The organism is Aliikangiella aequoris (genome assembly GCF_053709105.1).
The window spans coordinates 2,114,814-2,128,706 of the sequence record NZ_CM132298.1; the positions used below are offsets into that span (position 1 = coordinate 2,114,814).

Consider the following 13,893-nt stretch of genomic DNA (forward strand, 5'->3'; position numbering starts at 1 on the left):
TATTTTCCCTTGATACTCGCTTATTTAGCGAAGCTACATTTTTAGTAATACACATTTTAGCAGCATAGGCATAAAACTTTACAGGCGATTATTTTACAGGCGATTATGATGAACTCTAATTTTGATTATAGTGATAAGGCAGCAATGAATGAATATCTACATTTAGAATCCAAAGCCTTTTCAATTAGCCGCTTAAATTTGGCCGGGTTAAAACCATTTTTTTATGCCATCTTAATCATTAGTTGCCTAGGAGCCTCTCTAGCCAATGCAAAGCTTTATGTGCACCAGTTAAAAAACGTAGCGAGCCAACAAATCATACCAGTTATTCAGCCACATATTTCAGCGCAAGCAAAAATTAGCGGTAAAGACTACACTCTTTTTATTGAAGCGAGCGAAGTCGAGATTACAAAGATTAAAAGTATGTTAGAAAGCTTAGATCGTGCGCCTTTAAATTACTTAATTGAAGTAAAAATTAGTCAACGCAAACTAACAGACTGGGAACGAAAGCATGCAAAAGTAAAAATCACAGCACAAGGCAGTAGTTTAAATAGCAAAAGCTATTCAACCCAACAGCAGTCACAAAATAACCGCCACTTTAAGGTTAGAGCGACCGAAGGATATAGCGCGTTTATAAACACAGGAGAGTCATTTCCTCAAACGCATATAGTCAAAGAATACGACGCTTTTATTCCACAAACCTCCCACAGAAAAGTTTCTAGCGGCTTTTATGTGACGGTACAGCAGACAGGCCCGAAAACGGTTAGACTGGCGGTTTCAGCGCAAAACCAAACTCGCTCACAAGCTAATAGCGGCGTGCAAAGCTCAGCCACTCAAAATACGATTATTGGGCCAGTCAATGAATGGATATTGATTGCGTCTAGTGGGCATGATGCTAAAGCTCAAAGTTATTCAGTATCAAGTAAACGGCAAAGCCAATGGTACTATATTCTAGTTCAACCGCTAGATAATAAGTCATCATAATTAAACCAAGTTCTGCAATACAAACTGGATTTTGCTCGTTTAGCTTAAAACTCAAATGTTGCAACGATTAAACAATTTGCCGCAGGAACTTTGTTTATTAACCATTTGTGTCTAAAAATTCTCCAAGCATATTTATTTGTTCTAGTGACACAGCTAAAAATAAAGTATATTCCCTTGCCTATCCATAGGCCGGACTAACACTTTCTTGTCAATATTGATTAACAGAGTTTTGGAGTTAGCTTGTTTCAAAAGGTAAAACAAGAATTAAAAGCACTTATTCCTATTGCTATTCCTGCGGTTTTTGCGCAGTTGGCTCAAATGGCAATGGGCGTAATCGATACGGTGATGGCCGGACATTATAGTAGCGACGCTTTAGCTGCCATTGCCATAGGAAGTAGCCTCCTGCACCCCGTACTTGTCTTTTTTATGGGCTTATTTTTAGCTTTTAACCCGATTATTGCTCATTTAAGAGGTGCAAGTAACGAAGTTAAAATAGGCGCTAACTTTCGTTTAAGTTTACTATTAGCGGCTATTTTTACCCCCTTTGCCATTCTAAGTTTATTCAATGCCCATTATATTCTTGACTGGCTTGGCGTGGCAACCAATGTAGCCCAGCTTTCTACTGATTATTTGCACGCTACCATATGGGGAATGCCCGGTCTGCTAGGCTTTCTTGCTTTAAGGTTTTGCAACGAGGGATTGTTTTCAACACCGGCCATTATGGCTGCGACCATAATCTCTATTCCGTTTAATATTTTCTTAAACTATTGGTTTATGTATGGCGGCTTTGGCGTACCTGAAATGGGCGCTTTAGGTATTGGTTACGCCACGGGGCTAGTTTGGACTATTATGTTTATTGGACTGTTAGTTTACACTGTATTTACGCCCAAATATCAAAGCCTGAATATTTTTAACCGTTGGTCTCTACCCTCAAAACCAGAAATAAAAGAGGTGTTTCGATTAGGGTTACCTATGGCGGTAACTTTAGGTTTTGAAATTACCATGTTTGCAGCAGTCTCGCTAATGATAGCTCGCTACCCTACTTACGTTATGGGAGGTCACCAAATTGCAGTGAACATTGCGTCTTTAGCATTTATGATCCCATTAGGAATATCTCAAGCAATTACAGCACGAGTTGGTTACTTCGCCGGGAAAAAGGATCCTAGATCAACCCAATTAGCGGGTTATACTGGCATTACAGTTTCAGCGTTACTTTCGGCATTTAGTGCAACAGCAATGATATTAATCCCCAGCTTTTTGGTGCAGCTGTATACGCAGGAAACTCAAGTGGTTAATGTAGCCATTGGCATGTTATTTTTTGCCGCTGTATTTCAGTTTTCAGATAGCATACAAGTGGCAAGCGCCGGCGCTTTAAGAGGAATTAAAGACACTAAAGTGCCGATGTTAATGACTGCGATATCTTATTGGATGGTTGGCTTTCCAGTCGGCTATTATTGTGCAGAATCACTGCAGATGAACGCTAATGGCTATTGGGTTGGCTTAATCGCAGGCTTAAGTTGCGCAGCAATATTATTATTGTTTCGATGGTTCAAGCTATCTCACCAAAACACTGATACCGCGCAGCCAGCAAAAGTCTAATTTACTCCCCAGGGTCGGTTTAATCTTTTTTCTTGGCTAGAAAAGTTTATTGCTATTTCCAAAAGTATCGATTTATTTAGTTTCTCGCAAAAGCTTAGCCATATCTCGCGGTAACTGATCAAAATAGAGGGTCATTGATTATCGCAGCTCCTCTGCCCACGCGCGGATACAAGCAATTGCTCACAGCCGAGTTTTTGGTGAAACTGACAAGCATGCAGTATAGGTTTAACTGGCAAAATCACTTGGTTTAAATTCAATCACTTAACTCAGTATTGATTAAGCGATTAGCTTTTTAACAACATCTAAATAGTTTTGAGTGATTTGTTGCTGTTGCGGGTGTTGGGTATTTTCGATTACCCACTGCCCTGCAACCATGACATGCTTTACCGGTAATTGAGAACAAGCAAAAATTGCCGCATCTAGAATAAAGCTCTGTTTTTTACCAACCAAGCTCGGATGGTCTTGATCAAGTACTATTAAATCAGCTCGTTTACCTACTGCCAAAGCGCCAACATTTTGGTTTAGCGTTGAAGCACCATTCACCGCAGCTTTGGTATATAGGTTTTGTCCCACAGAGTTACAGTCAGCGGAAGTTAAAACGGCTCGTTGTTGCAAGGTTAAACGTTGGGCATACTCCAATGTTCTTAACTCCTCTGCCACATTAACCGCTATATGAGAGTCAGAACCAATTGCAATGCGACCATCTTGACTAAGAAATTCTTGCGTTGGAAATATTCCATCACCTAAGTTAGCCTCAGTCGTTGGACAAATTCCCACCACTGCTTGAGCGCTAACAATTGCTTCAATTTCTGTTGCGGTTAAATGAGTCGCATGAATTAAACACCATGAGTCGTCGACATTAAAGTTTTCAAGCAACCACTCAACTGGCCTTTGATGGTAATATTTTATGCAATCATCAACTTCTTGAGTTTGCTCAGCAATATGAATGTGCACCGGAGCTTTGGGATCGAGTTTTTTTATATGCGGGATAATTTCTTTAAGCTGCTGCTGGCTAACGGCTCTTAAAGAATGAGGCGCAATACCAATTTTTATATTGGTTTCAGATTGGTAACTAGCATGTAAAGTGTTTACTAAATCTAGGTAATCATCCGTTTGGTGTACAAACCTTTGTTGTGCTTGTAACGGCGCTTGCTCCCCAAATCCAGCATAACGATATAAAACCGGACAATGAGTGATTGCAATACCTGCTTGCTTAGCAGCTTGAATAACCTGATGGGACATTTCAGCAGGGTCTGGATAAAATTTCCCCGCTGGTTGATGGTGTAAATAATGAAATTCAACCAGGCTAGTATAGCCTGCCTTTAGCATTTCTAAATACAAAAAAGTTGCAACTAGGTGTGCGTCTTGCGGCGTCATCTTGGCCACAAACCGATACATAATATCGCGCCAGCTCCAAAAACTGTCTTGCTGATTCGCTCGGTATTCTGAAAACCCAGCAAAGGCCCTCTGGAAAGCATGTGAATGGCAATTTACCATTCCCGGAATAACCACCCCACCAGCGTCAACCGCATTTTCTGAACGACCGGGCTGTATATTTTGAATAGTGCCACAATCACCAATATAAAGCGTTTGGTTGTGCATCCATTGATTACCAATCAATATTGATTCAGCGTATAATTCCACTTTTTCATGTTCCTTTAATGCTGCATGAACTCATCGATTTTAACTCGATACCTTAGCCATGCTGGCACAATATAGCAAGCATTCTAAGTGCTTTTTAGGGAATTTTTGCCTCACCCAATAAAGTTTATTTAAAAAGGAAATTCTATGTCTGAGACCTATCAACTAGTGATTCATAATGTTCAGCTAGCTTGTATAAATAACGCCCAAGACTACGGCATCATAAATGACGCAGCTATCTGTATTAAGCAAGGCAAAATCGTCAAGTTAATTGCTAACTTTAGCCAGCAACCGGGCCAAATAGAAACCCAAGAGACCTTAGATGGAAAAGGCGCGTGGGTTACTCCAGGGCTTATTGACTGCCATACTCACTTAGTTTACGCCGGCAATCGAGCTAATGAATATGAAATGCGTTTACAAGGGGCTACGTATCAGCAAATTGCTGAGTCCGGTGGAGGCATTATTTCTACGGTTAAGGCAACACGAGAAGCAAGCAAAGACCAATTATTCGACCTTGCAGCGAAGCGATTAAGCTATTTAATTGAAGAAGGTGTTACGAGTATCGAAATAAAATCTGGTTATGGTCTAGACTATGCCAACGAAAAGAAAATGCTAGAAGTTGCTAAACAGTTAAATGAGTTTTCACCCGTAGAAGTGAGTAAAACCTTTCTGGGCGCACACGCCCTACCACCAGAATTTAAAGACGATCCAGATGCTTATATCGATTTAGTTTGTGACGCTATGATGGAAGATTTTAACGCGGCAGGTTTAATCGATTGTGTTGATGCGTTTTGTGAAAACATTGGATTTAATTTAGCTCAAACTGAAAAAGTATTTAATAAAGCTAAATCATTAGGCTTACCAGTCAAGTTACATGCAGAACAATTATCTGATCTTGGTGGGTCTCAATTGGCGGCACAATATCAAGCTTGGTCTGTTGACCATTTAGAATTTTTAAGCGAAGCAACACTGCCTTCATTAAAGCAAGCAAATACGGTTGCTACCTTGCTACCGGGCGCGTTTTATTTTTTAAACGAAACTAAATTACCGCCAGTCGATGCTTTGCGCCAACATGATATTCCTATTGCAATAGCCACAGACTCAAATCCTGGAAGTTCACCGTGTCACTCGCTTCTATTAATGCTTAATATGGCAACGACTCTATTCAAACTCACGCCATTAGAAGCACTAGCCGGCGTTACTCTCAACGCAGCTAAAGCACTTCGCATTGATCATAAAGTGGGTTCAATAGCAGAAGGAAAACAGGCCGACCTAGTACTCTGGGACATTTCTCATCCAGCAGAGTTAAGTTACCGGATTGGCGGAAACCCCTGTGTAGCGGTTATTAAAAAAGGTGAGCTCATTTTAAATAAACAGCCAACGGCTGCTTAGTTAAGATCAACTGCATATTTAGATAACAGCGCTAAAGGAACAATCTCTAGCGCTTTTTTGTGAGTGCTTGTTAATACCACTCTAGGTGCCATTCCGGCTTCATGTGCTTCCAACCATCTCGCCGCACATAAACACCAGCGATCTTTAGGTTTTAGGCCGGGAAAGCCGTAATCGGGCATTGGCGTTGTAAGGTCATTTCCTCTAAACCGAGAAAACTCTAAAAACTGTTGGGTTACTTCTACACAAACCGTATGACTGCCTAAATCTTGTTCATTGGTATTACAGCAACCATCTCTAAAAAATCCAGTAATGGGATCTAAACTACAAGGAATGATTGGCTCATCATATACATTAAGCGACTCGACCATTACGTCTGAAGACATACAACTAACCCTTTAGTCCAAAAACCTCATTATAGTTAGCAATTCGTTTTAAACTCAAGCGCAACAGAAAAAAAGGCGGTTTACGCCGCCTTTTATCCCTAAAAACCTACTCAAAGTAGAACTAGTACTGCCACATATAACTAAATTTTGCAAAAACCGTTTTATCTGTTGTGGTAAGTGATTGCACCTCATCACTTTCAACAGCATTATCTGAATAGCCAACATAAACCAATGAACGAGGATTAATTTTATATGAGTATATTAACTTAGTACCAAAACGCTTTTTTCTTGCAGAAACATCATTGTCAGGGTCAGTGTCTTGGTTACGGTTATACATTGGTGTATTTCGATGTACATTAACGCCTTGAAGCGTAAGCGATAAACGGCTTCTTACACTGAATTGATAAGCCAGTTTTATATCACTCAGTTCAGCCCTAAATAATTTTTCACCATTAACCTTTAAAAGGTGATTTGTATAGCTAATATTGGCACTCATATGTTTACCAATTTGCCAGCGTACATAAGGTTCAAATACTTTAATTTTTCCAAGCTGAGAGTTAGCAAAGTCAACTTGATCGCCAAATCGAGAAAAGTTTCCAATAGTTAATGAAGTTAACGGCTTTAATTCAAAATAAACCATTACGCCATCTTCGTTAAAATATTGTTCATCATAATATCGTTTACGTGAAACTACACCAAAGTTGCTAATAAACTGTAAAGGGCCGCGCACATTCATATGCAACTCGGTTTCTTGCTCAAGCATTTTTCCAGACTGATCGAGAGTTTTATCCCAATCACCAAATAAACTTAAACGCGTCCATTTGCTATCTTTCTCGCCGTACCAAATATACTCGCCTCCAAGTATCAATTTTCGATAATCAACTTGAGGGACAAAGCCCATATCAGCTCTAAAGTCTTTACCATAATCATTATAATTGGCACGTATCACGTAGTTTTGGTCGTTATGTCGATAGCCAATGGTGTAAGCGAGATCACTTTGAGTGGGGTCTAAAACTCTTTGATTGTCGTCGTCAAATTGAATTGACTCTGGGTTTTCGCTATCAGATTGCATCAGTTGATAGCTGAGTATGTCTTTTTCAGTAAAATAATATTTGCCATCGACTGCAACGACACTATTTTTATAATCGGTAGCGGAACGATGGGTGACTAAAACACCTAAATTATTTTGATTATCAAAATCGTGCTGGCTACGCGCAACAAATATATCAGAGGCCGTATCCTCTAGCACTGCAAGTCCCGAACCCAAGCTTGATGGCAACAAAAAACTAGTCGACTGATCATTTGCGGCAATAACGCCCAAACTGTGTCCATTTTGTTTTCCGGTTAACTTTAAACCGTAGTCTGGATCCGCGATATTTCGAGTGTGAACTAAACGGTTTTGGCTATCAAAATAGTCTGCTCCATCTAAAAAGAAAGGCCGTGCTTCGCGATAAAAAAGTGAGAAAGTGCGATTAATATCTAATTGAACATCATCCGCTTCAACCTGCGAAAAATCAGGGTTTATTGTTCCATTAACAATCCAGTTTTCAGTTAGCCCCCAGCGTGCATCAACGCCAAACTCTGGTTCGTCACTGGTTTGCTCCCAAGCACCAACTGGATTTACCTCTCTGACTTTTTGATTAACATAGGTAACCGTAGGAGTTACCTCTAGATTATAGCCTTCTGACTTTAACCCTTTCATGCCTGTAACTTTATTTACCTGACATAGCGTGCATTGTAAATTTCGATCGGTCGGGTTGTCTGCTAACGTCATTCGAGAGTCTCTAGGATAAATTCTTAAGAACTGGATCCCCCAAGTTTGTTCACTCAGTTTTGAATTAAATCGCAACGCTCTAAACGGAATGGCCATTTCTACCATATAACCGTCTTTACTTAGCTGCCCGGCGCTGTCCCATACCGTATTCCATGATGAGTCTTCGTTATTTAATGTGTCGTCTCGAGTTAAATCGCCTTGTGAACCCATGGGGTTAACAAAAAACTCGAAACCTTTACGTTCATCATTAAACGTATCTAAGATAACCCCTACAAAATCGTCCTGAAATATAGCATCTTGATCACGTATATAAGCACGAATTTTTTCTGGCTCTGGATCAAAGGCTTTAAATGCAATGTAAAGATTTTCTCCATCTTCCATCATATAGGCGTAGGTTTTGACCGGTGCAGGCGTACTGTCGCCTGGGTTAATATTATATTTCAGCTCTACTTGAGTGGCCTCGGCCCATTCATCATCTTGAATAAAGCCATCTATTGTTGGGGCCCCAACAACTCTCGGTAAACTATAATTTTGCTTAGCGCTAGATGATTGCGCAAAAGCAGCAGATGAAACAACGAGCATTCCAAAAACAACGAATAACTTTAACAAACGCATTGAGTAACCTTTTTCATTTTATCAATTTGGGTTTTGTCATTAAGACGAAGCCATGCCTTAAAAAGTTGGCTTTTTTAAAACTAAATATTATTTTAGCTTTCTTATAGACCTAAAAAAGCCGCAAAAGCGGCTCTTTGTAAAGCTAATTGAGTTTAAGTGTTAGATTTGGTCGATGACTGACCATAAAACATCAACAGCAGTAGATCCAAGCTTAATACTTCTTTCTGGAGACCAGCCTTGTATAGGCATCGGCGTATCAGCGGTATCTTTAAATGGCATTTCTAATGTTAACGACAAACAGTTAAATGTTTGAGTTATATAATTAGAGCAAATACGTAAATCGGCTTCTCCAGGTTGGTCCTTAGGATAGCCGTATTTGGTTTGAAAGTCTGGATTAAAGCGCTGATAATTTGTTTCAAATTGTTGTTGTAAAGACTCTAGTTGAGGCGTCCAGTTGGCGACACCTTCGGCTCCCGCAATGAAATTGTAGGGCAATGCTTCATCGCCGTGTACATCAAGATTGAAGTCGACGCCAATTTTTTGCATTTTTTCTCTTAACAAATATACTTCAGGGCTCTTTTCCATAGTTGGCTCTAACCACTCACGATTTAGGTTGGCTCCAGCGGCATTCGTTCTTAAGTGCCCTCGCTGACTACCGTCTGGGTTGAGGTTAGGTACTATGTAAAATGTCGCGCGCTCTAAAAGCGCTCTCGACACAGCGTCATCTTCATCTAAAAGCCTTTGAATAAACCCTTCAGACCACCAAGAAGCCATGGTTTCACCTGGGTGCTGACGGGCATGAACCCAAATTTTCTTTTTATTGCTACTTTCATCGCCAATAACTAATTGTTCAATTTCATTGCCGTCTAAGGTATTACCTAAAATATCTAATTTAACTCGCGAATCTGTTAGTGCCCAGTTCACTAAATCACTGCATCGCTCGGTAGAATAAGGAGCAAAATAGGCATAGTACACTGAGTCAGACTCTGGTTCATGATTAATACTTAATACCCCTTCTTTATATTCTGTGGGTACTCTAAACCAATACTCGCGATCATAAGATGCCACCGCCTGATAATCATTCCAACCGTCTGCATAGGCTGAATCCTTTGCATTAACGATGTTAAGTTGGCACTCAATGCCTTTCGCCTCGGTTAAACGAAAATAAAACCATTGATAAAATTCACTATTATTATCTTTATTGATTTTCAGTTGGATGTTAGCGGGATTTTCAATATTGACACATTGAATATTGCCACCATCGAAATTACTATTGATTTTCATTTTTAAAACCCTTTTGCGGAATATTTTGAGCACTAAGTCGAGTGAAATAGACGTGTTCTTAGCGATGTTATTGATTATACGCCAATTATTACATAACCTCATGTCAAGACTAAAGTTTTAAATTGACTAATCTTATGGCAAACTCAAGCGCATCGCTAACTCGAGTCAAACTCGCCTCTATTGGCGTGGCTACCTCATGGTTAACACTGACATTTATCTTAAAAGCTTATTGAGCACTTACCGGCTCAAAAATGGGAATATTATGAATACACCAATTGAATCTAGCGCTAGCACCCCATATTCTAATGAACAGGTTAATGCTAAAAGTATGCCATCGGTAAAAACGCTAGAACTTACCTTACTATCAAGCCAATACGCATTAATCAACTCAGTCACTACGCTTTTATTCGGTTTATTTTTTCTTATCGTTGCCCGAGTTAGCGACCATTTTATCCATCACTATAGCGTGCCTAGCTGGTTATATTTGCCAGTTGGAGGGCTAATATTTGTTATAGCTACAATGGAGTATTTTAGAGCTAAAGCGTCTGGATATGCTTTGCGAGAGAAAGACATAGCATTTAAGACTGGGCTTTTTTGGCACAAGCATCTATTTCTATCACACCAAAGAATTCAACATATTGATATTACCCAAGGCCCTATTGAACGCCATTTTGGTTTTGCCAATATGGCTTTTTATACTGCAGGCGGCGCCTCCGCAGATCTTAAAATACCCGGTTTAAACTACCAAACTGCGCAAGCTCTCAGAGCCAAAATTATGCAAGAGATAAACCATGCAGCAAACTGAAACCGCAGCCTCGCCGACTAAAATAATGCAACATAGGCTTTCGCCGATTGCCATTGTCTTCTTTTTGGTTAAGTCTATTACTCAGTTAATCAAAGATGCAATACCAGCCATGGCGCCCGTAATCGTTGTGGTATTTAATACAGAAAACAAACTTCTCTACAGCGGCTTAGCGATAACTGGTTTGTTGCTAATAATCGTGTTCAATGCTATTACCCAGTATTGGTTTTTTCGCTACGCGATAAGCGAAGATAGCATTCAAATTTTAGAAGGAATATTTAATAAAAAGCAACGCAGTGTAAAATTTCCCAAAATTCAAAACATCAACATTATTCACCCGTTTTATTACAAGCCATTTAAGTTAGTAATACTTAAGCTCGAAACTGCAGGCTCTAGTGGCGATGAAATTAACCTAGCCGGAATAACTTTAGCAAAGGCTAATCAATTAAAAGCACAAATTCTTAGCATTAAGCAAGCTAACGCTACGAACCAAGCCACAAAAACAGATCAAGTTGCTGAGGCGTTTAGCTCTAACGATGAGACTTTAGCTAGCGCATCTTTAAAGGACATAATTAAGTACGGATTAAGCACAGCAAACTTTGCCATTTTCGCTGCATTTACCGCACCGCTATGGGGAAGCTTTGAGCGCATCATAGAAAAGTTTATTGGTAAGGCGGCGGTTGATCAGTTGACCGCTCAGTTAGGTGGAGGCGCAGTAGCTTTTGGGTTGATGATATTAGGTATCTTATTGACAGTCTTTATTGTTACAATATTGTTTTCAGTTATCGGGGCGATTTTGCGCTTTTATCAGTTCAAGTTAACCTTTAAAGAAAATACCTTTAAGCGCTCTAGTGGCCTTTTTTCTACTCACGAAGAGTCTGCAAAACAAAGTCGAATTCAAGCTGTAATTCAAAAAACTAATTTTCTGGGACATTTGTTTAGCATTGAAAACTTAATATTAAAACAAGTTTCGCTACAAGGCTCTAAGCAAGATCCAGCTAGCAGCCAATTTATCATTCCAGCTCGCTCTCAACAGCAGTCAGCTGAACTCACCAATCTTGTTTTAGAAAGCCAAACACAACAAATTGAAACTCACCCTATTCACCCAAACTATATCAAAAAAATGACCATCGTTTATAGCTTAATTTTCAGTATGCCAATTGTTTTTGCGGCGTTAGAAACCACATTGATGTTACTTCTGTTCATAGTTCCAATCACCTTAGGTTTAGGTCTTATTTTTTGGCAACGCTGGCGAAAATTCAGCTTTGGCTTTGATCAAGAATATGGGTTATTTAACAAAGGTTTTTGGGGATTCTTTAGAATAACCTTTGCGCTCCACAAAGTGCAACATATCAAACTATTACAGTCGCCGTTAATGCGGAGAAAAGATCTTTGCCATTTAAAAATTTATTTAGCTTCGGGAAGTTTCACTATTCCCTATTTAACACGTCAACAAGCTGTTGCGTTTATAGACCAAATTAGCTTTAAGATTGAAACCACTACACGAGGTTGGTACTAATGAATATCAAACCATTTGCAAAACCATTAACTAACCAGGGTACGTTTTTTAAATACGTATTATCAAGCGCTTTGGCAATCGCTTTTAACTGCACAGCTGCCACTCTGTCTGTAGAGGAAAAAAGAATTGAAAAGGCACAAAAAGTAATTCAATCGAGCGTTGATTTGCTCGATTCTGAGGTTCAGTTTTCATCTAGCCAATGGGGTAAAATCACTTCATATGATGAGGCGAAGAATTTAGTTTTTCAACAAGGGCATCAGCTATGGGATGCAGCTAAAAAAGCAATCAAACACAAACAACCTTATGATGATCGCGCGATCTATTGGCAACGCTTAAAATTAAGCCAAATTATTCGTAGCCTAGATCCAGCATTTAAAATCACGCCTTTACAACGTGATAACTTATTGCAGTTATTGGAGCAAACATCTCGCGGTATGCTCGATATCGACTATAACCAAAATACTCATAAAAAGATCATTCTAACTGGTTTTGATCCTTTTCTATTAGATAGAAACATTCAGCAAAGCAATCCATCTGGTGTTGCCGCATTAATGCTCGATGGAAAAATCATTAGTTACCAAGGTGTTACTGCTGAGATTAACAGCGTACTTATTCCGGTAAGGTATGAAGACTTTGATAACGGATTGATAGAGTCTTTTTTAGCACCTTTTTACGCCTTAAATAATGTTGATTTAATTACCACAATAAGCATGGGACGAGCTAACTTTGATCTAGAGAGATTTCCGGGAAAGCGTCGCAGCGCGACTGCTCCTGACAACCTGAATGTTATAACAGGTGCATCTCATCAAAACCCATTAATTAGCAAGTTGGCTAAACAACTGTTGCCTGGGCCCGAGTTTGTTGAATTTAGTTTACCAGTCCAAAACATGCAAAAAGCCGATGGAGTTTATAAAGTTAATGACAATAACAATGTAATTGTTTTGGAAAATCATTCAGCGATAAAGCTAGCACCAATTTCTCTTAATCAGCTCGCAAATAAAATAGCAGTAGAAGGATCTGGCGGAGGCTATCTGTCCAACGAAATCTCTTATCGAAGTATTCGTTTAAAAAACCAACTTAACTCGAATATTCCAACCGGACACATTCATACACCAAGAATAAAAACCTTCGACCCAAAGGTATTAGCTGCTATCACTTCACAAATAGAATCTATGCTAGAATACGCGCTAGGCGAGCTTGAATAGCCCAAATTAATAGCGACCAAATTAACCTGTAATTAGTGACAGCATGAATAAAATAAAAAGAACTGAAATATTTTCTCGATTTAAAAAAGAAAACCCTAAACCAGAAACAGAGCTAGAATATTCAAGCCCATTCGAATTACTAGTTGCGGTAACTTTATCGGCCCAAGCAACCGATGTATCGGTAAACAAAGCAACCCAAAAGCTATTCCCTGTAGCCAATACACCAGAAGCAATTGTTGCCTTGGGGGTTGAAGGCCTAAAGTCTTATATAAAGACGATTGGATTATTTAATACTAAGGCAGCCAATGTAATCAAAGCCTGCCAAATTCTCATAGATAAACATAATTCGGAAGTACCGCAGAATAGAAAAGACTTAGAAGCACTACCAGGCGTGGGCCGCAAAACGGCCAATGTCGTTTTAAATACCGCGTTTGGACAACCCACCATGGCAGTTGATACGCATATTTTTAGAGTGGCTAACCGCACCGGGATTGCAAAAGGTAAAGATGTAGTCGAAGTAGAAAAGCGCCTTTTAAGGCTTATTCCTAAAGAGTTTATTATGGATTCTCATCACTGGCTTATATTACACGGGCGTTATACTTGTATTGCGCGCAAACCTCGCTGTGGTTCTTGCATCATTGAAGATCTTTGTGAGTTTAAACAAAAAACTGAAATTTAAGTTGGTTAAGCAAACTTTG

At 39.5% G+C, this 13,893-nt stretch carries 11 protein-coding genes; 7 read left to right on the plus strand and 4 right to left on the minus strand.

What is annotated here, in order from left to right:
* The first annotated feature begins 108 nt into the window (after positions 1 to 108).
* Complete coding sequence (locus tag ACUR5C_RS09115) at positions 109 to 981, plus strand: hypothetical protein (RefSeq protein ID WP_454464806.1); 873 nt, start codon at positions 109 to 111, stop codon at positions 979 to 981.
* Positions 982 to 1,221: 240 nt separating this feature from the next.
* Positions 1,222 to 2,580 (plus strand): MATE family efflux transporter, encoded by a 1,359-nt coding sequence (locus ACUR5C_RS09120; protein WP_454464807.1) that lies wholly within the window; start codon positions 1,222 to 1,224, stop codon positions 2,578 to 2,580.
* 276 nt (positions 2,581 to 2,856) lie between these two features.
* Here ACUR5C_RS09120 and ACUR5C_RS09125 read toward each other — a convergent pair whose 3' ends face one another.
* A complete protein-coding gene (locus tag ACUR5C_RS09125; RefSeq protein WP_454464808.1) occupies positions 2,857 to 4,224 on the minus strand; it encodes a formimidoylglutamate deiminase in 1,368 nt (455 codons plus the stop codon).
* A gap of 144 nt (positions 4,225 to 4,368) precedes the next feature.
* On the opposite strand from ACUR5C_RS09125, the gene hutI reads away from it, so the two are divergent.
* The gene (gene hutI / locus ACUR5C_RS09130; protein WP_454464809.1) at positions 4,369 to 5,613 is read left to right on the plus strand and encodes an imidazolonepropionase; all 1,245 of its coding nucleotides are present in this window, start codon (positions 4,369 to 4,371) and stop codon (positions 5,611 to 5,613) included.
* Here the strand turns inward: hutI and ACUR5C_RS09135 are convergent.
* From ACUR5C_RS09135 to ACUR5C_RS09145, 3 genes are all read right to left on the minus strand, one after another.
* Complete coding sequence (locus ACUR5C_RS09135) at positions 5,610 to 5,996, minus strand: DUF2237 family protein (protein WP_454464810.1); 387 nt, start codon at positions 5,994 to 5,996, stop codon at positions 5,610 to 5,612. The genes hutI and ACUR5C_RS09135 overlap by 4 nt on opposite strands.
* Before the next feature lie 121 nt (positions 5,997 to 6,117).
* Entirely contained in the window at positions 6,118 to 8,385 is a 2,268-nt protein-coding gene (locus tag ACUR5C_RS09140) for a carbohydrate binding family 9 domain-containing protein (protein WP_454464811.1), read from the minus strand.
* 159 nt (positions 8,386 to 8,544) lie between these two features.
* On the minus strand, positions 8,545 to 9,669 hold the full coding sequence (locus tag ACUR5C_RS09145) for a M14 family metallopeptidase (RefSeq protein WP_454464812.1): 1,125 nt from the start codon (positions 9,667 to 9,669) through the stop codon (positions 8,545 to 8,547).
* Between the two features lie 262 nt (positions 9,670 to 9,931).
* Between ACUR5C_RS09145 and ACUR5C_RS09150 the strand changes: the two genes are divergently transcribed.
* The 4 genes from ACUR5C_RS09150 to nth are packed head-to-tail and all read left to right on the plus strand — an operon-like array spanning position 9,932 to position 13,874.
* Entirely contained in the window at positions 9,932 to 10,474 is a 543-nt protein-coding gene (locus ACUR5C_RS09150) for a PH domain-containing protein (RefSeq protein WP_454464813.1), read from the plus strand.
* Positions 10,461 to 11,990 (plus strand): PH domain-containing protein, encoded by a 1,530-nt coding sequence (locus tag ACUR5C_RS09155; RefSeq protein WP_454464814.1) that lies wholly within the window; start codon positions 10,461 to 10,463, stop codon positions 11,988 to 11,990. The genes ACUR5C_RS09150 and ACUR5C_RS09155 overlap by 14 nt, the downstream gene beginning before the upstream one ends.
* Entirely contained in the window at positions 11,990 to 13,195 is a 1,206-nt protein-coding gene (locus ACUR5C_RS09160; RefSeq protein ID WP_454464815.1) for a PA0049 C-terminal domain-containing protein, read from the plus strand. Before ACUR5C_RS09155 ends, ACUR5C_RS09160 begins: the two co-directional genes overlap by 1 nt.
* A 43-nt stretch (positions 13,196 to 13,238) precedes the next feature.
* On the plus strand, positions 13,239 to 13,874 hold the full coding sequence (gene nth / locus ACUR5C_RS09165; protein WP_454464816.1) for an endonuclease III: 636 nt from the start codon (positions 13,239 to 13,241) through the stop codon (positions 13,872 to 13,874).
* Positions 13,875 to 13,893: the final 19 nt, after the last annotated feature.

Excerpts from the sequence above, each read along its gene's own strand:
- ACUR5C_RS09140 (WP_454464811.1), bottom strand. The coding sequence starts at position 8,385 with ATGCGTTTGTTAAAGTTATTCGTTGTTTTTGGAATGCTCGTTGTTTCA.
- ACUR5C_RS09145 (WP_454464812.1), bottom strand. The coding sequence starts at position 9,669 with ATGAAAATCAATAGTAATTTCGATGGTGGCAATATTCAATGTGTCAAT.
- ACUR5C_RS09135 (WP_454464810.1), bottom strand. The coding sequence starts at position 5,996 with ATGTCTTCAGACGTAATGGTCGAGTCGCTTAATGTATATGATGAGCCA.
- nth (WP_454464816.1), top strand. The coding sequence starts at position 13,239 with ATGAATAAAATAAAAAGAACTGAAATATTTTCTCGATTTAAAAAAGAA.
- ACUR5C_RS09155 (WP_454464814.1), top strand. The coding sequence starts at position 10,461 with ATGCAGCAAACTGAAACCGCAGCCTCGCCGACTAAAATAATGCAACAT.
- ACUR5C_RS09160 (WP_454464815.1), top strand. The coding sequence starts at position 11,990 with ATGAATATCAAACCATTTGCAAAACCATTAACTAACCAGGGTACGTTT.
- ACUR5C_RS09150 (WP_454464813.1), top strand. The coding sequence starts at position 9,932 with ATGAATACACCAATTGAATCTAGCGCTAGCACCCCATATTCTAATGAA.
- ACUR5C_RS09115 (WP_454464806.1), top strand. The coding sequence starts at position 109 with ATGAACTCTAATTTTGATTATAGTGATAAGGCAGCAATGAATGAATAT.
- hutI (WP_454464809.1), top strand. The coding sequence starts at position 4,369 with ATGTCTGAGACCTATCAACTAGTGATTCATAATGTTCAGCTAGCTTGT.